At 70.0% G+C, this 24,243-nt stretch carries 22 protein-coding genes; 11 read left to right on the forward strand and 11 right to left on the reverse strand.

Annotated elements, in window-relative coordinates:
- Positions 1–16: 16 nt before the first annotated feature.
- A complete protein-coding gene (gene purN / locus LC438_RS13890) occupies positions 17–604 on the reverse strand; it encodes a phosphoribosylglycinamide formyltransferase (RefSeq protein WP_105672758.1) in 588 nt (195 codons plus the stop codon).
- Between the two features lie 43 nt (positions 605–647).
- A complete protein-coding gene (locus LC438_RS13895) occupies positions 648–1,988 on the reverse strand; it encodes a DUF6350 family protein (RefSeq protein ID WP_223586921.1) in 1,341 nt (446 codons plus the stop codon).
- Positions 1,989–2,079: 91 nt separating this feature from the next.
- On the opposite strand from LC438_RS13895, the gene LC438_RS13900 reads away from it, so the two are divergent.
- Positions 2,080–3,495, forward strand: a complete 1,416-nt coding sequence (locus LC438_RS13900; protein ID WP_223586922.1) for an NCS2 family permease — start codon at positions 2,080–2,082, stop codon at positions 3,493–3,495.
- Between the two features lie 539 nt (positions 3,496–4,034).
- On the opposite strand, the gene sucD is transcribed toward LC438_RS13900, so the two are convergent.
- Both sucD and sucC read right to left on the reverse strand, forming a co-directional pair.
- On the reverse strand, positions 4,035–4,937 hold the full coding sequence (gene sucD / locus LC438_RS13905; RefSeq protein ID WP_223586923.1) for a succinate--CoA ligase subunit alpha: 903 nt from the start codon (positions 4,935–4,937) through the stop codon (positions 4,035–4,037).
- Between the two features lie 27 nt (positions 4,938–4,964).
- Positions 4,965–6,131, reverse strand: a complete 1,167-nt coding sequence (gene sucC, locus LC438_RS13910; RefSeq protein WP_105672754.1) for an ADP-forming succinate--CoA ligase subunit beta — start codon at positions 6,129–6,131, stop codon at positions 4,965–4,967.
- A 141-nt stretch (positions 6,132–6,272) separates the two neighbouring features.
- Between sucC and LC438_RS13915 the strand changes: the two genes are divergently transcribed.
- Together LC438_RS13915 and LC438_RS13920 are read left to right on the forward strand one after the other, a co-directional pair.
- The gene (locus tag LC438_RS13915) at positions 6,273–6,935 is read left to right on the forward strand and encodes a TetR/AcrR family transcriptional regulator (RefSeq protein ID WP_105672753.1); all 663 of its coding nucleotides are present in this window, start codon (positions 6,273–6,275) and stop codon (positions 6,933–6,935) included.
- A gap of 232 nt (positions 6,936–7,167) precedes the next feature.
- A complete protein-coding gene (locus LC438_RS13920; RefSeq protein WP_223586924.1) occupies positions 7,168–8,403 on the forward strand; it encodes an acyl-CoA dehydrogenase family protein in 1,236 nt (411 codons plus the stop codon).
- A 20-nt stretch (positions 8,404–8,423) separates the two neighbouring features.
- Here LC438_RS13920 and LC438_RS13925 read toward each other — a convergent pair whose 3' ends face one another.
- Complete coding sequence (locus LC438_RS13925) at positions 8,424–9,698, reverse strand: MFS transporter (protein ID WP_105672751.1); 1,275 nt, start codon at positions 9,696–9,698, stop codon at positions 8,424–8,426.
- 54 nt (positions 9,699–9,752) lie between these two features.
- On the opposite strand from LC438_RS13925, the gene LC438_RS13930 reads away from it, so the two are divergent.
- Positions 9,753–10,553 (forward strand): helix-turn-helix transcriptional regulator, encoded by an 801-nt coding sequence (locus LC438_RS13930; RefSeq protein WP_223586925.1) that lies wholly within the window; start codon positions 9,753–9,755, stop codon positions 10,551–10,553.
- A gap of 92 nt (positions 10,554–10,645) precedes the next feature.
- Here the strand turns inward: LC438_RS13930 and LC438_RS13935 are convergent, their stop codons facing one another.
- Positions 10,646–11,491: a helix-turn-helix transcriptional regulator gene (locus LC438_RS13935; protein WP_223586926.1), complete on the reverse strand. Its 846-nt coding sequence runs from the start codon at positions 11,489–11,491 to the stop codon at positions 10,646–10,648.
- Positions 11,492–11,607: 116 nt separating this feature from the next.
- On the opposite strand from LC438_RS13935, the gene LC438_RS13940 reads away from it, so the two are divergent.
- On the forward strand, positions 11,608–12,552 hold the full coding sequence (locus LC438_RS13940) for an SDR family oxidoreductase (protein WP_105672748.1): 945 nt from the start codon (positions 11,608–11,610) through the stop codon (positions 12,550–12,552).
- 45 nt (positions 12,553–12,597) lie between these two features.
- On the opposite strand, the gene LC438_RS13945 is transcribed toward LC438_RS13940, so the two are convergent.
- Entirely contained in the window at positions 12,598–13,101 is a 504-nt protein-coding gene (locus tag LC438_RS13945; RefSeq protein WP_105672747.1) for a hypothetical protein, read from the reverse strand.
- A 63-nt stretch (positions 13,102–13,164) separates the two neighbouring features.
- Here LC438_RS13945 and LC438_RS13950 point away from each other — a divergent pair, with 63 nt between their 5' ends.
- Together LC438_RS13950 and LC438_RS13955 are read left to right on the forward strand one after the other, a co-directional pair.
- The gene (locus LC438_RS13950; protein ID WP_223586927.1) at positions 13,165–14,613 is read left to right on the forward strand and encodes an NAD(P)/FAD-dependent oxidoreductase; all 1,449 of its coding nucleotides are present in this window, start codon (positions 13,165–13,167) and stop codon (positions 14,611–14,613) included.
- A gap of 267 nt (positions 14,614–14,880) precedes the next feature.
- Positions 14,881–15,924: an ATP-dependent DNA ligase gene (locus LC438_RS13955; RefSeq protein ID WP_223586928.1), complete on the forward strand. Its 1,044-nt coding sequence runs from the start codon at positions 14,881–14,883 to the stop codon at positions 15,922–15,924.
- 22 nt (positions 15,925–15,946) lie between these two features.
- Here LC438_RS13955 and ligD read toward each other — a convergent pair whose 3' ends face one another.
- From ligD to LC438_RS13970, 3 genes are all read right to left on the reverse strand, one after another.
- A complete protein-coding gene (gene ligD, locus LC438_RS13960) occupies positions 15,947–17,002 on the reverse strand; it encodes a non-homologous end-joining DNA ligase (protein WP_223586929.1) in 1,056 nt (351 codons plus the stop codon).
- Between the two features lie 45 nt (positions 17,003–17,047).
- Entirely contained in the window at positions 17,048–18,175 is a 1,128-nt protein-coding gene (locus LC438_RS13965; protein ID WP_223586930.1) for an SseB family protein, read from the reverse strand.
- A gap of 144 nt (positions 18,176–18,319) precedes the next feature.
- On the reverse strand, positions 18,320–20,797 hold the full coding sequence (locus LC438_RS13970) for an ATP-dependent helicase (RefSeq protein ID WP_223586931.1): 2,478 nt from the start codon (positions 20,795–20,797) through the stop codon (positions 18,320–18,322).
- Positions 20,798–20,887: 90 nt separating this feature from the next.
- Here LC438_RS13970 and LC438_RS13975 point away from each other — a divergent pair, with 90 nt between their 5' ends.
- Both LC438_RS13975 and LC438_RS13980 read left to right on the forward strand, forming a co-directional pair.
- Positions 20,888–21,286, forward strand: a complete 399-nt coding sequence (locus LC438_RS13975) for a YccF domain-containing protein (RefSeq protein WP_223586932.1) — start codon at positions 20,888–20,890, stop codon at positions 21,284–21,286.
- A 21-nt stretch (positions 21,287–21,307) separates the two neighbouring features.
- Positions 21,308–21,769 (forward strand): hemerythrin domain-containing protein, encoded by a 462-nt coding sequence (locus LC438_RS13980; RefSeq protein ID WP_223586933.1) that lies wholly within the window; start codon positions 21,308–21,310, stop codon positions 21,767–21,769.
- Positions 21,770–21,780: 11 nt separating this feature from the next.
- Here the strand turns inward: LC438_RS13980 and LC438_RS13985 are convergent, their stop codons facing one another.
- Entirely contained in the window at positions 21,781–22,767 is a 987-nt protein-coding gene (locus tag LC438_RS13985) for a glycerophosphodiester phosphodiesterase family protein (protein WP_223586934.1), read from the reverse strand.
- 87 nt (positions 22,768–22,854) lie between these two features.
- Between LC438_RS13985 and LC438_RS13990 the strand changes: the two genes are divergently transcribed.
- Both LC438_RS13990 and LC438_RS13995 read left to right on the forward strand, forming a co-directional pair.
- The gene (locus LC438_RS13990; protein ID WP_223586935.1) at positions 22,855–23,781 is read left to right on the forward strand and encodes a Bax inhibitor-1/YccA family protein; all 927 of its coding nucleotides are present in this window, start codon (positions 22,855–22,857) and stop codon (positions 23,779–23,781) included.
- Positions 23,782–23,943: 162 nt separating this feature from the next.
- Positions 23,944–24,216: a GlsB/YeaQ/YmgE family stress response membrane protein gene (locus tag LC438_RS13995; RefSeq protein WP_223586936.1), complete on the forward strand. Its 273-nt coding sequence runs from the start codon at positions 23,944–23,946 to the stop codon at positions 24,214–24,216.
- The last annotated feature ends 27 nt before the right edge of the window (positions 24,217–24,243 follow it).

The raw sequence follows: 24,243 nt of genomic DNA on the forward strand, positions 1-24,243 counted from the left end.
GTGCGAGGGTGAGGGGTCAGGAAGCGGAGGACAGCGCGAGCTCGCCGGTCGCGATGCGTCGCACCACGTCGATGAGGAGTCGGCGCTCGACGGGCTTGATGCGCTCGTGCAGCGTGTGCTCGGTGTCGCCCTCGACGATCGGCACGCGCTCCTGCGCGAGGATGGGGCCGGTGTCGACGCCGTCGTCGACGACGATCACGCTGGCCCCGGTCTCGGCGGCTCCGGCGGCGAGGGCATCGCGAACGCCGTGCGCTCCGGGGAACTCCGGCAGGTAGGCCGGGTGGGTGTTGATCAGACGCGGCGAGTACGCGGCGACGAGCGACGGCGGCAGCAGGCGCATGAGCCCGCTGAGCACGACGAGATCCGGCTTCCAGACGTCGAGCTGACGGCCGACCTCCTCGCCCCAGTGCTCGCGGCTCTCGTGCAGGTGCCACGGCACCGTGAAGCTCGGGATGCCGAACTCCTCCGCGTGCGCGAGCCCGTCGGCTTCGCGGTCGGCTCCGACCACGACGACCCGCGCGGGGAAGTCGGGGTGACGAGCAGCCTCGAGGAGGGCACGAAGATTCGAGCCTGTGCCCGAGATGAGAACGGCGACCGTGAGCACGCGCCCAGTCTACCGGGGCGCCGCGGCGCGCCCGACCCGCATGTCAGCCCCCGGAGCCGCGCGGAGGGAGATCGTCCAGCGGCGTCGTGTCGAAGGAGGAACCGGCATCCGGCGCATCGTTCAGCGGCAGGTCGGATGCCGCCATCTCGGCGATCCACCGATCGGTGCGCTCCTCCGCGAGCTCGTCGCGGTGACGGGGCGCGAGCAGCAGGATCGCGGCGCCGATCAGCACCTCGCCGCCGAGCGCCATCGCGAAGGGCAGCGCCGCTGGTCCGACCACTCCGAGCCGCCCCGGACCGATCGATCCGTTCGCGACGACAGCGGCCGTCGCAGCCACGCCCGCGGTGAGCACGGCGATGCCCAGCGCGATCGCCCCACGCTGGGCGAGACCGAGCGGCGTGCCCTCCCAGACGAGACGCGAGCGCACCGCCCAGCCGGCGAAGGCGCCGGCCGCGATGGGGACGAGCACGACCACCAGCATCCACATCGAGCCGTTCTCGGGCAGCAGGCCCAGCACCGGGATGCCGGGCACCACGCCGAGCTGCGTGCCCGCCGGCGACACCGCCGTGCCGGCGCCGACGGCGAAGCCGGGACCGGCGAGCCAGGAGGCGGCCCAGACGATCAGCGTGGGGAGGTAGGCGAGATGTCCGAGGGTGAGCACGGTGGCGCCGAGCACGTCGACCCTGGCGGCTTCGAAGAGCGCCACGACCTGCCCTCCGCGCAGCATGGTCATCACCGCGACGGCGAGCGCGGATGCCGCGACCACGCCGACGACCGCGAAGGCCGCTCCCCGCACCGCTGCGGCGGGCACCGGCCCCCACTCCCCCCAGGAGTCGACGGCGTCGTGAACACGGTCGAGGATGCCGCCGTCGCCGTCCTCCCACGCGATGCGCACGGCTCCGCACACGGCGCCGACGAGGTAGACGGCCGACGGCAGCAGGATCGCGAGAGCGAGAGGCGTGCGGGCGACGCCGAGGCTCGAGGACAGCGCGACGCCGACGGCGATCAGCGCGAACGCGGCGGATCCCGAGAGCGCGCCGAGCAGCCACGTGCCCGCGCGAGCCGCCCGCGCACCGGATCGCGCGGCGAAGAGCAGCGTGAAGACGAGGAAGGCCAGCGGCGTCACCGACAGCGTGAACGACGCCGCCTCCGGGGCGATCCCGGCGGCGGTCAGCACCTCGGCGGGGATCGTCAGATCCAACGGCACTCCGTGCCCGAACTGCCACAGGGTTCCCGTGAGAGGCCACAGGGCGCCCCAGTCGGCGCCGACGCCGAACGCGAGCGTCCAGAGCAGGGTGAGGGGCGCCAGCAGCACGGCGAGACCGATCGCGGCCGCGATGGCTGCGTCGACGGCCGCGAGGAGCGCGACGAGGAGGCGTTGCATATCCCTTCGAGACTACGACGAGAACCTGCGGCTCCCCTCGGGGCGCGCGCGACTCGGGCGACACGATATCGTCTCCACGGAGGTTCCCCCGATGACAACTGCCCCGTCCCCTGTCCGCGCGAGCGCAGAGCCCACGAACGCTCTCGACCGCTTCTTCGAGATCAGCAAGCGCGGATCCACGATCGGCACCGAGGTGCGCGGAGGCCTGGTGACCTTCGTCACCATGGCCTACATCGTGATCCTCAACCCGATCATCCTCGCCACCCCCGACGTCGACGGCCACGTGCTGTCCGGCCCCGCAGTCGCCGCAGCCACCGCACTGACCGCCGGGATCATGACGATCCTCTTCGGGCTCGTCACCCGCCTGCCGTTCGCCTTCGCCGCCGGCCTCGGCATCAACGCGTTCCTTGCCTTCACGGTCGTCGGCACCGTGACCTGGCCCGAGGCCATGGCGCTGGTCATGATCAACGGCGTGATCATCGTGCTGCTCGCGGCGACCGGTCTGCGCAAGCTGATCTTCGATGCCGTCCCCGTGCAGCTCAAGCTCGCGATCACGGTCGGCATCGGCCTCTTCATCGCGTTCATCGGCTTCGTGAACGCCGGGTTCGTGACCTCGACCAAGAACGCCTCTCCCCCGGTCGATCTCGGCATCGGCGGCTCCGTGGCATCCATCCCCACCCTGCTGTTCGTCATCACGCTGCTGATCGGCGGCGTGCTCATCGCCCTGCGCATCAAGGGCGCCATCCTCATCGCCCTGGTCGGCGGCTCCGTGCTCGCAGCGCTCGTCAACCTCATCTGGCCCTTCGGTCAGGATTTCGGATTCAACGGCAGCATCGTGGGGCTCCCCGACCTGAGCCTGATCGGCCAGGTCGACTTCGGCTTCGACTTCGCGAAGGTCGGCGGCGTCACCCTGGTGATGTTCGTCTTCACGCTGCTGTTCTCGAACTTCTTCGACGCCATGGGCACCATGACCGGTCTCGCCAAGGAGGCCGACCTCGCCGACGAGAAGGGCGACTTCCCCCGGATCAAGTCGGCCCTCGTGGTCGAGGGCGTCGGCGCGATCGTCGGAGGCGGCACCTCATCGTCGTCGGCCACCGTGTTCGTGGAGTCGGGCGCCGGCATCGGCGAGGGCGCCCGCACCGGCTTCGCGACGGTCATCACCGGCGCGATGTTCCTGCTCGCGATGTTCTTCACGCCGCTCACGTCCCTGGTGCCCAGCGCCGTCGCCGCCGCCGCCCTCGTGCTCGTCGGCGCCATGATGCTCTCGCAGATCAAGAACATCGATCTGAGCGACTTCCGCGTGCTGCTGCCGGTGTTCCTCACCGCCACGGTGATGCCGATGACCTACTCGATCGCGAACGGCATCGGGGCGGGCTTCGTCAGCTGGATCGTCGTGAACGCGTTCTCCGGCAAGGCCAAGACGATCCACCCGCTGCTGTGGGCGGTCGGTGTCGGCTTCGTGCTGTTCTTCGCCCGCGGCCCGATCGAGGCGCTGCTCGGCGCCTGACACCCGCACGACAGAGGGGCGGATGCTGCAGCATCCGCCCCTCTGTCGTCTCTGCCGCCGCTCTGCCGTCTCTGCCGCCCCCTCTGCCGTCTCTGCCGCCCCTCTGTCGTCTCACCGCCCCTCGGACCGTCGCACGTTCCGCGGACGATCGCACGTTCCTCGGACGATCCGCCGCCGATCATCCGAAAAAGCGACAACCCTCCGAAAAACACGAGGACGAGCATCCGCCCGAGTGCACGAACGGGCGAGCGGATGCCCGAGCGGATGCCGCAGCCGGATGCCACGAGCGAGTACGCAGCATCCCCACCAACCCTCGGACCGTCGCACGTTCATCGGACGATCGCACGTTCCTCGGACGATCCGCCGCCGATCATCCGAAAAAGCGACAACCCTCCGAAAAACACGAGGACGAGCATCCGCCCGAGTGCACGAACGGGCGAGCGGATGCCCGAGCGGATGCCGCGAGCGGATGCCGCAGCCGGACATGCATGAAGGCCCCGGGGTGGAGCCCGGGGCCTTCATGTCAAGCGTAGCTCAGATCAGAGAGCTTCCACGATCGCGCGCATGAGGTCGGCGGTCTCGGACGGCGTCTTGCCGACCTTGACCCCGGCGGCCTCGAGGGCCTCCTTCTTGGCCTGAGCGGTGCCCGCCGAGCCCGAGACGATGGCGCCGGCGTGGCCCATGGTCTTGCCCTCGGGGGCGGTGAAGCCCGCGACGTAGCCGACGACCGGCTTCGTGACGTTCGCCTTGATGTAGTCGGCCGCGCGCTCTTCCGCGTCGCCGCCGATCTCGCCGATCATGACGATGGCCTTGGTCTCGGGGTCGGCCTCGAACGCGGCGAGCGCGTCGATGTGCGTGGTGCCGATGACCGGGTCGCCGCCGATGCCGATGGCGGTCGAGAAGCCCAGGTCGCGCAGCTCGAACATCATCTGGTAGGTCAGGGTGCCCGACTTCGACACGAGGCCGATCGGGCCCTTGCCGGTGATGTTCGCCGGGGTGATGCCGACGAGCGCCTCACCGGGGGTGATGATGCCGGGGCAGTTCGGGCCGATGATGCGGGTCTTGTTGCCCTTGCTCTGCGCGTAGGCCCAGGCCTCGGCCGAGTCGCCGACGGGGACGCCCTCGGTGATGACGACGAGGAGCGGGATCTCGGCGTCGATGGCCTCGATCATCGCGTCCTTCGTGAAGGCGCCGGGGACGAAGGCGATCGACACGTCGGCGCCGGTCTCCTTCATGGCCTCGGCGACCGAGGCGAAGACGGGGAGCTCGACGGCGTTGCCGTCCTTGTCCGTGTGCGCGACCGTGGTGCCGGCCTTGCGGGCGTTGACGCCGCCGACGACCTGGGTGCCGGCCTTGAGCATGAGCGCCGTGTGCTTGGTGCCCTCGCCGCCGGTGATGCCCTGGACGATGACCTTGGAGTCCTTGTTGAGGTAGATCGACATTTCTCTAGTCCTTGTGTCTCTCTGCGATCAGGCGTTGGCGAGCTCGGCGGCCTTGTCGGCGCCCTCGTCCATCGTGGCGGCCAGGGTGACGAGCGGGTGCGCGTACTCGGCGAGGATCGCGCGGCCCTCGTCGACGCGGTTGCCGTCGAGGCGCACGACGAGGGGCTTGGACGCCGCGGCGCCCAGCGTCTCGAGGGCGCCCTTGATGCCGTTGGCCACGGCGTCGCACGCCGTGATGCCGCCGAAGACGTTGACGAACACGCTCTTGACCTGCGGGTCGCCGAGGATCACGTCGAGACCCGCGGCCATGACCTCGGCCGAGGCGCCGCCGCCGATGTCGAGGAAGTTGGCGGGCTTGACGCCGTTGTGGTTCTCACCGGCGTAGGCGACGACGTCGAGCGTCGACATGACGAGACCTGCGCCGTTGCCGATGATGCCGACCTCGCCGTCGAGCTTCACGTAGTTCAGGCCGCTCGCCTTGGCCTTGGCCTCGAGCGGGTCAGCGGCGTCCTTGTCCTCGAGCGCCTCGTGCTCGGGGTGGCGGATCTCGGAGGCGTTGTCGTCGAGCGTGACCTTGCCGTCGAGCGCGATGATGTCGCCCTCTTCGGTGCGGACCAGCGGGTTGACCTCGACGAGCGTCGCGTCCTCGCCCTTGTAGACGTCGAAGAGCTTCACGAAGACGTCGGAGACCTTCTCGACGAGGTCCTCGGGGAAGTTCGCCGCGCGGGCGATCTCGACGGCCTTCGCCTTGTCGATGCCCGTGAGCGGGTTGACCTCGACGCGGGCGAGCGCCTCTGGGCGCTCGACGGCGAGCTCCTCGATCTCCATGCCGCCCTCGACCGAGCAGAGGCTCAGGTAGGAGCGGTTGGCGCGGTCGAGCAGCACGGAGAAGTAGAACTCCTCGGCGATGCGGGCGCCCTGTGCGACCATGACGCGCTTGACGATGTGGCCCTTGATGTCGAGGCCGAGGATGGCCTTGGCTGCCTCGTACGCCTCTTCGGGGGTCTTCGCGACCTTGACGCCGCCTGCCTTGCCGCGACCACCGGTCTTGACCTGTGCCTTGACGACGACGACTCCGCCGATCTTCTCAGCGGCTGCCTTCACCTCCTCGGGGGTGTCGGCGACGATGCCGGCGAGGACCGGCACTCCGTACTTCTCGAAAACGTCTCGTGCCTGGTACTCGTACAGATCCACTGTGGTTCCTTCACTGGGATGCGGCTGGTTTTTCTCTCGATGTCGAGACATCGACCAGTCCCCCAGCTTACTACCTCGCTCTGAGCGCCCCGTGCCGGGAAGCCGCCTCGCAGTTCGCCCGCGAGGTTCTAGGCTTTCGTCATGCGAGACTTCCCCGAACCGCGCTCCGCCGTCGTCGCCGCAGCGCTCGAACTGTTCCAGACCCAGGGTTTCGACCAGACGTCCGTCGAGCAGATCGCCAAGGCCGCCGGCGTCTCGCGGTCGACCTTCTTCCGCCAGTTCGGCGGCAAGGAGGACGTGGTGTTCGCCGATCACGAGGTCCTCATCGAGCAGCTCAGGGAGTTCCTCGCCGAGGGGCACGAAGACCCGTGGGGCGCCGTGTGCGCGGCATCGGAGTCCGTCTTCTCGCACTTCGCGAACGATCCGGAGCTCGCTCGTCGTCGCTACCAGATCGTGCGGCAGGTCCCCGTGCTGCGTGAGCGGGAGATCATCACCGTGTTCCGCTACGAGCGCCTGTTCGACGACTACCTGCGCACGTCCCTCCCCGGTATCGACCCGCTGGACGCTGTGGGCTTCGCCGCCCTCGTGACGGCGGTGCACAACCACGTGCTGCGCCAGCTGCTGCGCGGCAAGAAGAAGGTGCCGCTGTCGACGCTGCAGTCGGCGCTGGCCGATGTGCGGCGCCGCTACGGCGTGCCCGCCGAGGCACCTGCGGAGGCGCCGGACGACGTGGTGGTCGCCGTCTTCCCCCGTTCGATGCCGATCGCCGAGGTCACCCGCCGCCTGCGCACGCAGCTCGACTGAGCGCCCGGGCTCGCGCCCCTCACCCCGCGTCGCGACCCGTCGCGAACGGCGGGTTCTCGGCGCACGCACACGCCGTTCGCGACGGCTCGGCTGTCTCGCGCGCCCGGGCTCGGCGTTCTCGCGCGCCCGGGCTCGGCGTTCTCGCACGCCCGGGCTCGGCGGTCTCGCACGCCCGGGCTCGTGAAACTGAGTATCGAGGAGTACGATACTTGGTGCCACGAAGGAGTCTCCCATGAGCACTGCAGCTTCCCCCTTCCCCGGCGAGCGTGTCTCGTCGTACGACATCACCGGTCGCCAGGACAGCGACTACTACGCCGTCTTCCTCGACATCCCCGCCGCCGACCGCGAGGCGTGGGATCGCGCACGCGCGTACATCGACGAGGTCGGCCCGCAGATGGCGGACGCCTGGGACCGCGCGGAGTACCCGCTGGATGCCGCCCGCCGCATGGGCGAGATGGACCTCGTGGTCGACGGCATCGAGCATCCGTCGCTCACCCGCCTGTCGCCGCTGGCCGCGGGCCTCGTGAACATGGAGATCTCCCGCGGAGACGGATCGCTCGGCACCGTGCTCGCCGTGCAGGGCGGTCTCGCGCTGCGCACGCTCGCGCTGTTCGGCTCCGACGCGCAGCAGGAGAAGTGGCTGACGGGCCTCGCCGACGGCTCCGTCCTCGGCTCGTTCGCCCTCACCGAGCCCGATCACGGCTCCGACTCCGTGTCGCTCGAGACCGTCGCCCGTCGAGACGGCGAGGAGTGGGTCATCCGCGGCACCAAGAAGTGGATCGGCAACGGCGCCTCCGGCGGCATCACGTTCGTGTGGGCGCGCGTCGACGACCCGGATGCCGCCGAGCACGGCGCCGTCCGCTGCTTCCTCGTCGAGCAGGACACCCCCGGCTACGTCGGCACCGTCATCCGCGGCAAGGCCTCGCTGCGCGCCATCTACCAGGCGCACATCGCCCTGGACGACGTGCGGGTGCCCCTGGACGCCGTGCTCCCCGGCACCCACAGCTTCAAGGACGCCTCGACCGTGCTCTACGCGACGCGATCCGGCGTGGCCTGGTCGGCTCTCGGGCACGCGACCGCCTGCTACGAGGCCGCACTCGCCTACGCGAAGGAGCGCGTGCAGTTCGGCAAACCGCTCGCGAAGTTCCAGATGGTGCAGGAGCGGCTCACGCACATGCTCGAGGACCTCACCGCCATGCAGCTGTACTGCCGTCGCCTCGCCGACCTGGAGACGGCGGGCGAGCTGCGGCCGACGCAGGCGTCGCTCGCCAAGTTCCACAACACCCGCGCCGCCCGCCGCATCGCCTCGACGGCCCGCGACCTGCTCGGTGGCAACGGCATCCTGCTCGAGAACGGCGTCATGCAGCACATGGCCGACATCGAGGCGATCCACACGTACGAGGGCACCGAGAGCGTGCAGGCCCTGCTGCTCGGCCGCGACATCACTGGGATGAGCGCCTTCGCCTGAACGGAGGCCGCCGGTCGCGCTCAGCCGCGCACGTGGCGATCGCGCCCCGCCGCGGCCCCCGCCACCGTCTGCACCGCGAGCAGCAGGAGCAGCGCGACGACCGGCACGACCCATCCGCCGACCAGGGCGTGCAGCAGACCGAGCCCGATCGGCCCGAACCCGGCCAGCAGGTAGCCCATCCCCTGCGCCATGGTCGACAGGTGCGCGGTGTGGGCGGCATCCGGAGCTCGCAGCACGATGTAGTTCAGCGAGAGGGTGATCGAGGCGCCCTGACCGAACCCGAGGAGCGTCATCCATACCCACGCCAGGGGCTCGAACGGGGCGACGAGGAGTCCCACGAGGCCCGCCGCGCACAGGAGCGAGGCGATGAGGACGGGCAGCCAGCGGGGGCGGATGCGACGCGCGAGCGTCGGGGTGAGAAGAGCCGCGGCGATGCCGGGCAGGCTGGAGTACGACAGCAGCAGTCCCGCATCGGATGCCGCGACCCCGGAGTCCTGCAGCAGGGTCGGGATCCAGGTCAGCGCCGCGTAGTAGCTGAGGCTCTGCAGCCCCATGAAGGCCGTCACCGCCCACGCCACCGGGTCGCGCAGCAGCCGTGACAGGCGGGGTTCGTCTCGCGGCTCGATGATCGCATCCGCCTGCGCCGCTCCGCGCACCTGTGGAGCGCCCGCTCCCCGCAGCGCACGCGGAAGCCAGAGCAGCAGAGCGAGCACGGCGGGAATCGCCCACACTCCCAGCGCACCCCGCCACGAGCCGTCGAACGCCGTCATGAACGGCACCGTCAGCGCCGCAGCCGCGGCCGCGCCGACGAACAGGGCCGTGGAGTACAGGCCCATCATCAGGCCGACGCGGTGGGCGAAGTCCTGTTTGATCACCGCGGGCATGCACACGTTGGCCACGGCGATGCCCGCGCCGATGAGCACCGTCCCGCCGAAGAGAGCGACGGGCGACGGCAGGAGACGGATGCCGATGCCGATCGCGACGACCGCCATCGTGAGTGCGAGCAGCCGGTGCAGCCCGATCCGCCGGGTGAGCGCGGGCGTGAGGAACGCGAACGCCCCGAAGGCGAAGACGGGGATCGTGGTCAGCAGACCCGCCGCCGCGGACGGGAGACCGAGATCGGCCTCGATCGCCGAGAGCGCCGGCCCGACCGAGACGACCCCCATGCGGAGGTTGAGGGCGATCAGGAGCAGTCCTGCGCCGACGTAGGCGCCGAGGAACACACCGCCCCGCCGGTGAGACGGCACCGCCAGAGGCGTGGAGGCGGTGTCGGGATGCTGGTCGATCGTGCTCATGAGTCCACTCCAGCAGTGACACCGGTCGTCGCGAAACACTTAGACTGCCGTGTGATGTCGGATACCCGCCAACCTCGCCGCCTCGTCGATCTTCACCTCGTCGACTTCACGGCCGACGACCCGTTCCCCTCGGAGGGCGCGTACCGATTCGCCCACGCGGAGACCTCGCCTCGCCACTCCCATCGCCGGGGGCACCTCGTGCACGCGGCATCCGGAGTGCTGTCCCTGATCACCGACGACGGCACCTGGATCGCTCCCTCGTCGCGCTTCGCCTGGGTGCCGGCCGGCGTCGAGCACCGCCACCGCGCACACGGCCGCACCGACATGCGGATCGTCCATCTCCCCGACGAGCTCGCCGCCGCGCTCCCCGCCGGCCCCGCCGTCGTCGTCGCCACGCCGCTGGCCCGCGAGGCGGTCCTGGCGATGACGGTCGGCCGACCGCGCAGCGCCGAAGCGCTCGATCACCTGCGCCGCGTGATCGTCGACGAGACCGTCGCCGCGCCCGAGCAGCCGCTGCATCTCCCGGAGCCCCGCGACCCTCGGCTCCAGCGCGTCGCCCGCATCGTCGAGGACGAGCTGTCGGCTCCCGTCGGGCTCGGCGAGCTCGGGCGACGCATCGGCGCGTCGGAGCGGACCCTGAGCCGGCTGTTCCCGCACGAGACCGGCATGGGCTACCGGCAGTGGCGACTCCAGCTGCGGGTGCACCGCGCGCTCGTCCTGCTCGCCGACGGAGCCTCCGTGACCGACACGGCCGCGGCGTGCGGATGGGCGACGAGCAGTCAGTTCATCGAGCAGTTCACCCCGCTGGTCGGCATGACCCCCGGCAGGTACCGGCTCTCACAGCATCCGGAATGACCCTGCGGCTGACCGGTTCCGTCGCAGGCGCAGCTCCGAGAGCGGGCCCCGACATCACGGAGATGAGCGCCTTCGCCTGCTCCCGGGGTTGGTCACACTGAGAAGCTCTCCGCGCCGATGACGGAGAGCAGGCGCAGCTTCTCCCGACTCTCGCTCCCCGGAGCGGCCGTGTAGACGAGAAGCGCGTGGGACTGCTCCGGTTCGAAGAGCGTCTGGCATTCCAGCTCGAGAGCACCCAGTTCCGGGTGGACGAAGTGCTTGACCGCTCGCGGACGGAGCCCCACCTCGTGCAGCCCCCAGATCCGGGCGAACTCGTCGCTGCGGTCGAGGAGTTCCCTCGTCCACCGCGCGGCGCGCGACGAGGGTCCACGGCGCGTCACGACGTCGCGAAGGCCGGAGGCCCAGAGCCGGGAGAGGAAGTCGTGCTCCTCCTCCGCATAGATCCGTCGCGACGAGGGATCGACGAACCACCGGAACCCGATGCTGCGTTCCGGCCCCTCGAAGCGTGTGAGGTCGCCGACGAGCGCTGCGCCGAGCGCGGTCTGTCTGAGGGTCTCGCCGAGCTCCGTCACGACCTCCGCCGGGGTGTCGTGCAGGCGGTCGAAGATGCGCAGCATGCCGGGACTGATGTGACGACTCTCCCCTCCTCTCGGAGGAGGAGCGTGCCCGGCGAGAACGAAGAGGTGATCCCGCTCGGCCAGCGTGAGATGAAGCCCCTGGGCGATCGCCGCGATCATCTGCGGCGAGGGCTGAGGACCCCGCTGCTGCTCGATCCGTGCGTAGTAGTCGGTCGACATGTGGCTGAGGCTCGCGGCTTCCTCGCGCCTCAAGCCGCCCGTCCGCCGGCGTCCGCCTCTGGCGAGGCCCACGTCCTCCGGCTGCAGCGCCTCGCGGCGCAACCGGAGGAACTCCGCCAGCCCTGCCCTGTCGATCTCCATGCGCACCCCCGTCCCGTCCTTTGTACCAGCAGCCTTCGGGCGCATCCACGGACGGACGATCCCTGGATGCCGCACGGCGTGCGGAGGAGAGTCGGAAGGTCAGAAACGAGGAGACCATGCCCCGCACACCATCCATCGACATCCCCCACCTCGACGGCCGGCGCGCCGTCGTCACCGGCGCCAGCGACGGCATCGGCATCGGCATCGCCGCACGGCTCGCCGCCGCGGGCGCCGAGGTCGTCATGCCCGTCCGCAACCGGGACAAGGGACGTGCGGCGATCGAGCGCATCCGCACGACGGTTCCCGACGCGCGGATCTCCCTCCGCGATCTGGATCTCTCCGCGCTCGACTCCGTCGCCGCTCTCGGCGAGTCGCTGCGCGCGGAGGGGACACCGATCGGCATCCTCGTCAACAACGCGGGCGTCATGACGCCGCCGGATCGACGCACCACGGCTGACGGCTTCGAGCTCCAGTTCGGCGCGAACCACCTCGGACACTTCGCACTCGTCGGCGAACTCCTCCCGCTGCTTCGAGAGGGCCGCGCACGAGTGGTCTCCCAGATCAGCGTCGCCGCGAATCAGGGCGCGATCAACTGGGACGATCTGCAGTGGGAGCGCGCATACGACGGCATGCGCGCGTACAGCCAGTCGAAGATCGCGTTCGGCCTCTTCGGGCTCGAACTCGACCGTCTCAGCCGATCGCGCGACTGGGGCATCACGAGCATGCTCTCGCATCCGGGCGTGGCCCCGACGAACCTGCTCGCCGCCCGTCCCGACCTCGGCCGGGAACGCGAGACGAACGGCCGCCGCGTCATCGGGGCGCTCTCACGGCGCGGAATCCTCTTCGGCACCGCGGAGTCCGCCGGCCTTCCTGCGGTGCACGCCGCGACCTCCTCGAAGGCCGTGAGCGGCGGGTTCTACGGCCCCCGCGGACCCGGCCACCTCGGCGGCGCCCCGGGACCGCAGCGGCTCTACTCCCGACTGCGCGACGATGATGCGGCACGCAGGATCTGGGAGGTCTCCGAAGAGCTCACCGGAAGACCGTTCGCACGCCGCCCGTGACGAGACGCGGCACCGCGGTGACGCAGACGGGCCGCGTCGACGGGTTCAGTCGCAGGCGCAGCCGCCGGCGGCGGTCTTGACCATGAAGCACACATCGCACACGCCGTAGTCGCGCTCGATGGGCTTCGGCGTGCGCTCCGTGCGCGGAGAGGTCGCAGTGCGCGGAGCGCTGACGCGCGGGGTGCTCGGCCGCATCGACCGCGCGGTCGTGGTCACCTGGGGGTACTCGCTCGGGTGCGTGACGAAGAAGTACGGCTCACGCCCCTCGCTCGGCTGGAGCCGCAGCGGGGTGGAGCCGATCGTGATGACCTCGCCCTCCCCGAACCCGTTCGTGTACGTGCGTCCGATGTGCAGGGATGCGCCCTCCCCACGACGGATGGCCTCGATGTACCGACCGCGGTCGATGAAGGAGGAGATGCCCACGGCATCGGTGACCGCAGTGATGAACTCGTAGTTCTCCAGGGCGACCCGGTGCGCACGAAGCGCCTCCGTGAGCGAGCGATACGGACGGGAGGTGCCAGTAGGGGTGGGACCCTGTACTTCAGTCATCTCCTCAATGGTCTCACCCCGGAGGCGGCGCGAATACCACTTGTGCCGTGGAAGACTGGGCGCATGGCGCGCGCGACGATCATCGGCTCCGGTCCCAACGGACTCGCGGCGGCCGTGTCGCTGGCCAGAGCGGGATACGAGGTGCGCGTCCTCGAAGCCGCGGACACGATCGGCGGCGGCGTGCGCACCGCCGAATCCACGCTCCCCGGCTTCCTTCACGACGTGTGCTCCGCCGCGCATCCTGCGGCCCTCGCATCCCCCTTCTTCCAGGCCTTCGGCCTCGCCGAGCGGATCGACTGGATCCACCCCGAGATCTCCTACGCGCATCCTCTCGACGGCGGCCGCGCCGGGATCGCCTGGCGCGACATCGAGCGCACGGCATCCGCACTCGGCGAGGACGGCAGGGCGTGGCTGTCGCTGCTGCGCCCACTGAGCACGCACATCGACGGAGTCGTCGACTTCACCGGCAACCAGATGCTGCGCTTTCCGCATGAGCCGATCACGGCCTTCCGCTACGCGATGCGGATGCTGGAGCAGGGCACCCCTCTGGCGCGGCGCACCTTCCGCACCGACGAGGCGGCAGGCCTCCTGTCCGGGGTGCTGGCGCATGCGAACACCCCGCTCCCCTCCCTCGCCGGAGCGGCGGCGGGGCTCCTGCTCGCCGCACAGGCGCACGCCGGAGGGTGGATGTATCCGCGCGGAGGCGCGCAGGGCATCGCCGACGCCCTGGTGGCGGATCTCGTCGCCCACGGCGGCGCGGTCGAGACCGGCGTGCACGTCACCGACCTCTCGACCCTGGACTGGGGCGACCCCGCACGCGGCGATCTGCTGATGCTCAACACCTCGCTCCGGTTGGCCCTCACTCTCCCCGATGTGCCCACCCGCTACGCGAGCGCCCTGCGGTCGTACCGGTACGGCCCCGCCGCCGCGAAGGTCGACTTCGCCCTCGACGGACCCGTGCCCTGGACGAACGACGAGGTCGCGCAGTCGCCCACCGTGCACGTCGGCGGCACTCAGACCGAGGTGTGGGCCAGCGAGAACGCGGTCGCGCGCGGACGCGTCAGCGAACGCCCCTACGTGCTCACCGTCCAGCCCTCGGTGTTCGATCCCACGCGTGCGCCAGAGGGCAAAGCCGTGCTGTGGGCGTACATCCACGTCCCGCAGGGCTCGGATCTCGACGCCACCGAGCTCATCACGCAGCAGGTCGAGCGCTTCGCCCCCGGCTTCCGCGACCGCATCCTCGCGCACCACTCGGTGCCGGCATCCGCCCGCGAGGCGATCAACCCCTCGGAGATCGGCGGGGACATCCTGGGCGGGGCCTTCACGATCCCCCAGGCGCTGCGTCGCCCCGTGCTCGGCACGAAGCCGTGGCGCACCCCGATGCCCGGCGTGTACCTCGCCTCCGCCTCCACCCCGCCGGGGCCCGGTGTCAACGGCATGGCAGGGTGGCACGCGGCGCGCACGGCGCTGGGCGACGCCGGCATCCCGGCGACCCTCGCAGACCTGTTCTGATCGGAACCCGGGTCGCGGCCTCCCCGCCCCCAGGTTCACAACTCCTCAAGAAACGCGCGCCTCGACGGCTCGTCGCCCGCCGATCGGCGGTTTCCGGACTCCGGAGCAGCCGAACGTGAGGAGTTGTGAACCGCGACCAGCGCCGCAACTCCGGAGAACCGGCCCCCTCCGGAGTGAAGAGCCACGCGCGTCCGCGGACCGTCCGCCGACGTCCTCCGATTCTCCGGAGTTCTGGCGCGTGTCCCCGCCAGTCGCCAGGATGGACCCATGCGCTACGACATCCCCGCACCGATGCTGGCGAAGGCCGCGGCATCCGTCCCCGACCCCGCGAAGAGCTCCGGCGGGCTCCTGTTCGAACCCAAGTGGGACGGCTTCCGCGGTCTGATCGCGTGGGACGGCGAGACCGTCGAGATCGGCTCCCGTGGCGCGAAGGCGCTGACCCGGTACTTCCCCGAGCTCGTCGAGGCCATTCCGAGCCTGCTGCCGGGGCCGTGCCTGCTCGACGGCGAGATCGTGGTCGCGACCGGCCCTGCGGGGGCGCAGCGGCTCGACTGGGAGGCCCTCAGCCAGCGCATCCACCCCGCAGCCTCCCGCGTCGCGAAGCTCTCGACCGAGACTCCCGCGATGTTCATCGCGTTCGACCTCCTCGCCGAGGGCGATGAAGACCTGCAGTCGTCACCGTTCTCCGTGCGTCGCGAGCGGCTGGAGCGGATGCTGGCCGGAGTGGCGCATCCGCTGCACATCACGCGCACGACCCGCGATCGTGAGGCCGCCGTCCGCTGGCTGGCCGAGTTCGAGGGCGCCGGTCTCGACGGCGTCGTCGCGAAGCCGCTGGACCAGCCCTACGCGCCGGGCAAGCGCACCCTGATCAAGATCAAGCACGCGCGAACCGCCGACGTCGTCGCGCTCGGCTACCGCATCCACAAGTCGGGGTCGGGAGTCGGATCACTGCTCGTCGGGCTCTACGACACCGACGGCGTCCTGCGCCAGGTCGGCGGCGTCGCGGCCTGGAGCGACGTGCGACGACAGGAGCTCGTCGACGAGCTCGCGCCCCTCGTGGAGCGCGACGAGTCCGGCGGCGCCGTGACCGGGGAGGGCGAGCGCTCCCGATTCAGCGGCTCGAAGGATGTGTCGTTCGTGCGGCTGCGGCCCGAGCGGGTGCTGGAGGTGCGTTACGACCAGCTCGAGGGCGCGCGCTTCCGCCACACCGTGCAGTTCGAACGGTGGCGCCCCGACCGCGACGCTCGCTCGTGTACCTACGACCAGCTCGACACCGTCGCCGGCTACGACCTGGCCGACGTGCTCGGCTGAGCCCGGCGCTCTCCCGGCTCGCTCACTGCGCGGAGGGCTTCCCCTCCTCATCCCAGTTCGCCGCGACCTTCTTGCTCGGCTGCACGCGCGGGGGCTCCCCCGGCATCTTCGGGAACTCCGGCGGGAACGGCAGCTCGCCGAGGCCGTCCGCCTTGTCGCGCTCCCACCACTCCAGCAGGATGTCGATGCGGCCGGGACTGCTCTGCTTGCCGGCCCACGGGTCGCCCACCTCTTCGAGCCGCTTCGGGATGCTGCGCACCGTGAACCGCGCCGGGTCGAGCCCGTCGAGCTCCTCCCAGTGCACGGGGGTCGACACGGTCGCTCCGGGGAGGGCTCGCGGACTGTAGGCGCCTGCCATGGTGCGGTCGCGGTTGGCCTGGTTGAAGTCGATGAAGATGCGCTCGCCGCGCTCCTCCTTCCACCAGTTCATGGTGACCTGCTCCGGCATCCGCCGCTCCAGCTCTCGCCCCGCGGCGATCACCGCGTGCCGCACGTCGAGGAACTCGTGGCTGGGCACGATGGGGGCGAACACGTGCAGTCCGCGGTTGCCGCTGGTCTTCACGAAGGCGTCGAGCCCCGCCTCGCGCAGCACCTCCCGCAGCGCGTGGGCGGCGGTGACGGCATCCGCGAAGTCGGTGCCCGGCTGGGGGTCGAGGTCGATGCGCAGCTCGACGGGGTTGTCGGGGTCGGACGCCAACGACGCCCACGGATGGAACACGATCGTGTTCATCTGCGCCGCCCACACGATCGCGCTGGGCCTGTTCAGCACGATCTGCGGATGCTGTCGCCCGCTGTTGTAGGTCACCATCACCGCGTCGACGTAGTCGGGCGTGCCCGCCGGCGGGTTCTTCGAGAAGAAGCCGCCGCCCTTGCCGACGCCGTCGCGGAAGCGCTCCAGCGACACGGGGCGACCGCCGTTCGCCTCGAGGAACGGCCCGCTGACGATCTGGAAGTACTCGGCGAGCTCGGCCTTCGTGATGCCCGGAACCGGCCAGACCGCCTTGTTCGGGCTGGAGAGCACGACCTCGCGCTCTCCGTCGGGGTCGACGATGGTCAGGGTCACGCGCTCGGAGGCCATGACTCGACCCTAGAGGCAGCCCCGGACGCGCGGAAGCCCCGCCCGTCAGGACTCGATGTCGACCCCGAGCACCAGCACCGGAGCGAGTGCGTCACGCTCGACGAGAAGGGTCGGTCCCGCCGGATCGACGATCACTCCGGCCATCTCGGCATGCCCCGTGAGCACCTTGGCGAGCTGCGTGGGCTCGAACGGGAGCGGGCGGTCGCCTCGTCCCATCGCGATGACCTCGAGCGGGTGCGAGAACAGCTGGAGGAACCTCTTGCCGTCGGGCGTCTGCGCCTCGGCGATGCCCACGGGCGTCCCGTTGCTGCCGTCGTTGACGGCCACCCACATGCGCGTGGAGGCGAGAGCCTCGGCGACCCTGGCCGCCGAGTCCTGCTCGCGCGGGGCCGCGAGGATCGTCTTGACGGTCATCTCGGGGTCGCCCTGCTCGAGTGCCTTCCGCAGCAGCTCTGTCGGGAAGACGACGCGGTGCGGCGCGGAGGCGTTGTCGACGATGAGACCGGCGAAGTCGCCAGCGACGACCTGCTGCAGCACAGAGGTGACGGGCTGGGCGACCGCAGTGGTCGCGGCCGGGTCGGCCTCGAGCTGCACCGAGTCGCGCACAGCACCGGCCGAGCTGAACGCGAGCATGAACTGACGGTCGCCGTCGCGCACCACGGCGACGGACAGCGGCTTTCCCTCGCTGATCTGCGCACGGGCATCGCCGTTGACGCGGATGTACAGGTGCCCCTGCAGCGCCTGACGCATCACGCCGAGCAGCTGATCGTTCGACGCGCCCTGCTCGATCTCTTTGAGCGCGTCGCGGAGGAGGACGTTGTCCTTCATGCCGGCGACGGTCTCGGTCTGCTCCGGAGGCAGCGCAGGAGCGAGCGGAAGACGACGTTCCTGAGGAGCGGGCAGCGCTGCCGGGGGTGCGGACTGCGTCGGAGCAGGAGCGACCGGGGCTGCAGGCGCGGGAGCAGCGGGCTCGTCCAGCGACACCTCGGGGCCGGCCTCGGCCCCCACTCCGCGGAACGCCTGCACCGAGATGCCGATCGTCGGGGCGGGAGCGGCCTCGACCGGGGCGACGGACTCGGCGCCGGTCGACTCGGATTCGACGTTCTCGGAGGAGATGTCGGATGCCGGGACTACAGCGTCAGCGGACTTCTTGCGGCGGGAGAACAGGGCCATAATGTGCCAGCCTAACCGGCGACGACGGCGGTTCCGTGCGCAGGACCCGCCGTTCGGGGTCGGCTCTCAGCATCCGCCCCCGGGCGCTGCTCGCCGCGCGGGCTGCGGCGTCGCGCCTCCTGGGCGCCGGAGCGTCGATGCGGCTCAGATCTTCTCGATCGGCGCGACCTTGATCAGGAGCTTCTTCTGCCCGGCGGTGTCGAAGCGCACGTGGGCGATGCGCTTCGCGCCCTCGCCAGTCACGGCATCCACACGCCCCTCGCCGAAGTCGCTGTGGCGGATGCGGTCTCCGGCCGTCAGCTCGAGATCGCCGTTGTCGCGCATCTTCGCGGTGACCCGGTTGGGGAACTTGTCCATCGCGGTGGAGAGCGGCGTGAGCGAGTCGCGACCGGGGAGCGGCTTCACCGCGAACCTGTCGTTCGAACCGGATCCGCCGAATCCGCCGGAGCCACCGAACCCGCCGGAGCCCGAGCGGCGCGCGTTCAGCGCGCGCGACTGCATGCCGCCACGCGAGTTCACGTCTCCCGGCGACTGGCGCCAGTCGATGAGCCCCGCGGGGATCTCCTGCAGGAAGCGACTGGGCATGGCGACCGAGACCTCGCCGAACTGCGCCCTCGTCATCGCGAGGGAGAGGTGCAGGCGCTTGCGGGCACGCGTGATGCCCACGTAGAAGAGCCGCCGCTCCTCCTGCGGGCCTCCGGGCTCTCCTGCCGAGATGCGATGAGGGATCAGATCCTCTTCGACGCCCGTGACGAACACCGCGTCGTACTCGAGCCCCTTCGCCGTGTGCATCGTCATCATCGACACCGAGCCCGACTCGTCGTCGAGGTCGTCGGCGTCCGAGACGAGCGCCACCTCGGTGAGGAAGTCGACGATCGTGCCCTCAGGGTTGTTGCGCGCGAAGTCGCGGGCGACAGCCACGAACTCGTCGAGGTTCTCGACGCGCGCCTCGTCTTGAGGGTCGCGGCTGGCGCGCAGCGAATCGAGGTAGCCGCTCTTCGACAGCAGCACGCTGAGGCCGTCGGCGACCGTGGTCGGGGCGGGCACCTCGCCCGTCGCGGGCAGCATGATCTCGGTCGCCTCAGCGAGCACGGCGTCGAGCTGGGCGATCGCCGCCTGGATCTTCGGTCCGAAGCCGAGCTGGTCGGGCACGGACAGCGCCTGCCGGAAGGTGATGCCATGCTCCTCGGCGAAGCGCGCGATGGCGGTCTCGGTGACGTCGCCGATGCCGCGACGCGGCTTGTTGAGGATGCGTCGGACGGCCATCTCGTCTGCCGGATTCGCGACGGCCACGAGGTACGCCAGCGCGTCCTTGATCTCGGCGCGCTCGTAGAACTTGGTGCCGCCCATGATCTTGTAGGGCACGGCCGAGCGGATGAAGATCTCCTCCAGCGCACGGGACTGCGAGTTGGTGCGGTAGAAGACCGCCATCTCGGAGTACGGGTAGCCCGCACGACGCAGCGCCTCGACCTCGTCGGCGACGAACTGGGCCTCGTCGTGCTGCGAGTAGCCGGTGAACCCGATGATCTTGTCGCCGTCGCCCTTGTCGCTCCAGAGCTTCTTGTCCTTGCGGTCGAAGTTGTTGCCGATGACGGCGTTCGCGGCCGAGAGGATGTTCTGCGTCGAGCGGTAGTTCTGCTCGAGGAGCACGACGCGCGCGCCGGGGAAGTCGCGCTCGAACTCGCTGATGTTGCGGATGTCGGCGCCGCGGAAGGCGTAGATCGACTGGTCGGAGTCGCCGACCACGGTGAGCGAGGCGCCATCGAGCTCCGGTGTCGTCTCCGGCTCGAAGATCATCATGCCGTTCGAGGCATACGGGTCGGGGGCGTCGCCCGAGACGGGGCGGGTGAGCTCGTGGATCAGCGCGTACTGGGCGTGGTTGGTGTCCTGGTACTCGTCGACGAGGATGTGCCGGAAGCGCCGACGATAGGTGTCGGCGACCTGCGGGAACGCCCGGAACAGGTAGACGGTCTGCCCGATGAGGTCGTCGAAGTCGAACGCGTTCGCCTTCTGCAGCTGGCGCTGGTAGTCGGCGAACAGCTCCACGAAGACGCGCTCTGCGGGGTCGCTCATGTTGGCCTGCCGCGCGTACGCCTCGGCATCGGACAGCTCGTTCTTGAGCTTCGAGATGCGCGACTGCACAGATCCCGGGGTCATGCCGTAGGCATCGGCCTCGTGCTCCTTGACCAGGCGCTTGATGAGCGCGCGCGAGTCACCGGAGTCGTAGATGGTGAACGACTTCGTGAAGCCGAACTGCTCGGCCTCGCGCCGGAGGATGCGCACGCAGGCGGAGTGGAACGTGGAGATCCACATGCCCCGGGCTGCATCGCCGACGATCGCCTGGACGCGCTCGCGCATCTCGCCGGCGGCCTTGTTGGTGAAGGTGATCGCGAGGATCTGGCTCGGCCATGCCTCTCGGGCGCGCAGCAGGGAGGCGATGCGACGGGTGAGCACGCTCGTCTTGCCCGACCCCGCCCCCGCGACGATGAGCAGCGCGGGGCCGCGATAGGTGACGGCCTCGAGCTGCTGGGGGTTGAGTCCGGCGAGGAGGTCGTCCTGCCCCTCCGCCCCAGTGGAGCGGGGGCCGACGGATCCGGGGACGATGAGAGGTGCTTCGGTCATGGCCTTATGAGTCTAGGCGTCACCACCGACACCGCAGACGGGGTGCGAGCGGGCACCGGATGTTCATGCCGCGAGTGCGAGAATCGAGCGGTGCGCACGATCCTGAACATCATCTGGCTGATCTTCGCCGGCTTCGCCCTCTGGCTGGGCTACATGCTCGCCGGCATCCTGCTGTGCATACCGATCGTGACGATCCCGTGGGCGATCGCGTCCTTCCGCATCGCGGGCTACGCGATCTGGCCGTTCGGCCGAGAGGTCGTGAGCAAGCCCACCGCGGGCGCCGGATCCTTCCTCGGCAATGTGCTCTGGGTGATCCTCGCCGGCTGGTGGCTCGCCATCGGGCACATCGTCTCGGGCATCGCCCTGTGCATCACGATCATCGGCATCCCGATGGGGATCGCCGACTTCAAGATGGTTCCCGTGTCCCTGATGCCGCTGGGCAAGGAGATCGTCTCGACGAAGAAGGGCGCGTTCGACCGGACGCTGTGAGACGCGCCTAGACTGGCGCGGATGGATGCCGACCGCCTGATCGCCTGGGACGCGGAGCTCCGCAGCGCCCACGCTCGGCTCCGCGCGGCGCTCGCGGCCACGCGGGAGGCTCTCGATGCGGGGGCAGCGGCGCCGGATGCGGCATCCGACCTCCTGCTGTACTGCATCGGCTTCTGCTCGGCGCTGGACGGCCACCACCGGGCGGAGGATCGGAACCTGTTCCCCGCCCTGCGTGAGGAGCACCCCCGGCTGGGCGGCATGATCGACAAGCTCATGCAGGACCACTCGATGCTCACCCACCTGCTCTCCGGGCTCCGGCACGCGGTCGAGAGCGGCGAGAGCCCCGACTCGATCTCCCGTCATCTCGACGGCGTCGGCGCGATCATGGCGTCGCACTTCCGGTTCGAGGAGCGCGAGATCCTCGAACCGCTGCGCACGATGCGCCTCGACGCAGAGGTCGCAGACGTGCTCGGCCCCCTCTGAGCCGTCGTCCGTCAGCTGCGGAAGAAGCTCACGCCGAGATCGGGGTGGTCGACGAAGACGCCGTCGACGCCGGTCTCGGCGATCACCCGCCACTCCGACTCGTAGTCGCCGTACGCGCCCTTGCCGCCGCTCCCCCGGTACTCCGCCGCGAGGAACGCGTTCTCTGGGCGGCAGGTCCAGGTGAAGACCTTGAGGCCCCGCGCGTGCGCGTCGGCCACGATCGTGTTGCCGCGGACGAGCAGCATCTTCTTGCTCACGCTCACGCCGTCGACCCTGCCCACGAGGGCGTCGAGGCCCTGAGGGGTCACCGTCGACGCGTAGGTCGGGGCCTGCTTCCCCTGCGCGACCAGGAGATCGTACGGACGCCCCGTGGACTCGATCAGGTAGACGTACGACGCCGGGATGCCGCGCTCGCGCAGCTCGCCGAGGATGGTCGACTCGAAGCACTCGATCACGAGCGGCAGCTCGCCATCGGCCCAGCCCGCCGCACGGAGGTCGCGGGCGATGAGAGGGGCGAGATCGATCCCGATGCTCGCGAAGTAGGTGGCGTGCTTGACCTCCAGCACGACGCCGATCTCCCGGCCGTGCTCGACCGACCCCTCGCGCACGAGATCCAGCACGTCGACGAGCCGGAGGATCCCCTGCGCGTCGTCGAAGCTCGCGCTCGAGACGCGCACCGCGGGAAGGCGCTCGCGCGTGCGCAGCACCGACAGCTCCTCCCACGTGAAGTCCTCGGTGAACCAGCCCGTCAGCGCCTGCCCGTCGACCCGCTTGGTCGTCTTGCGGTCGGCGAACTCCGGGTGCAGCGCCACATCGGTCGTGCCCGAGATCTCGTTCTCGTGGCGCACGACCAGCACGCCGTCCTTGGTGGCGACGACGTCGGGCTCGACGGCATCCACCCCCATGGCGAGCGCGAGCTCGTAGGAGGAGCGGCCGTGCTCCGGACGGTAGCCGGGCGCACCTCGGTGCCCGATGACGAGAGGGGATTTCCTGGGCACGCTCTCAGCGTAGAACACCCAGGTGACGCGCCCATCCGGGTATCGTGGAGGGAAGCGACCTACAACCACTTCGGAGTGAGGCCCACCATGAGTAATTTCGCATTCAACAATCCGGCGTTCCAGCAGCAGGATCCGCGCAACGTCGCGACCTACCCCGGGGCACCGCAGGCGGCTCAGGGTGCTCAGGCCGCCTCGTTCCAGCAGGCCGGTGTCGACGCCGCGGTCAACGCGCAGCTGGAGGGCATGTACGCCGCTCCCCCGGCCGGCGCGATCGAGACCGACCGCATGTCGGTCGAGGACACGGTGTGGAAGACGGCCGGTCTCTTCGGCATCCTCCTCGTCACCGCCGCGATCGGCTGGGTGTTCACGCTCGGCGGCATCGCCGCGCCCGAACGCGACCCGTACAACAGCTTCGCGCCGAACATGCTCCCGTGGATCATCGGCGCGCTCGGCGGCTTCGTGCTCGCCATGGTCATCACGTTCACCTCGCGCAAGAAGGTCCGCCCCGCGCTGATCTTCGCCTACGCGGTGTTCGAGGGCCTCTTCATCGGCGGCATCTCGGCGTTCTTCGAGGTGCTGTGGCCCGGCATCGTCATGCAGGCCACGCTCGCGACCGTCTCGGTCGTCGCGGTGACGCTGGCCCTCTTCGCGAGCGGCAAGATCCGCGCCTCGGCGAAGATGACGAAGATCGTCATGATCGCGATGATCGGCTACCTCGTCTTCTCGCTGCTGAACGTCGTCCTGATGTGGACCGGCGTCTTCGGCCCCGGTCAGGGATTCGGCATGCTCAGCGAGTTCAAGATCGCCGGCATCCCGCTCGGTCTCATCATCGGCGTCCTCGTCGTCTTCATGGCGGCGTACTCGCTCGTGCTCGACTTCGACCAGATCCAGCAGGGCGTCCGCAACGGCGCTCCCCGCAAGTACGGCTGGCTCGGCGCCTTCGGCATCATGGTCACCGTGGTCTGGCTGTACGTCGAGATCCTGCGGATGATCGCGATCGCGCGCAGCAACTAGACGCAGAACATGCTCGTCCGAAGAGGCCCGTCCCCCTGGGGGCGGGCCTCTTCGCACACTCCGGCGGTCCTGCGCAAGGGGGTGTCGGAGAAACCCGGATGGGCGGATGGTGGTGTGTACGAGCCCTGGCACCCCGGGGCTCCTGACACAAAGGAGCTGACCATGAGCTTTCTCGGCTTTCTTCTTCTCGGTCTCATCGCCGGAGCCATCGCGAAGCTGATCCTTCCCGGCCGCCAGGGCGGAGGATGGTTCATCACCCTTCTTCTCGGCGTCGTGGGAGCGCTGCTCGGCGGTTGGCTCGGCAGCCTGATCCTCAACCGTCCGCTCACCGAGTTCTGGGACCTGGGCACGTGGCTGCTCGCGATCGCCGGTTCGATCATCGTGCTGCTGATCTACGGCCTCGTGGCCGGACGTGGACGTGCTGTCCGCGACTGACCCGCGCTGATACATACGCCCGTCCCC

This window comes from Microbacterium sp. OVT16B (assembly GCF_019969705.1).
GTDB classification, from domain to species: Bacteria; Actinomycetota; Actinomycetes; order Actinomycetales; family Microbacteriaceae; genus Microbacterium; species Microbacterium natoriense.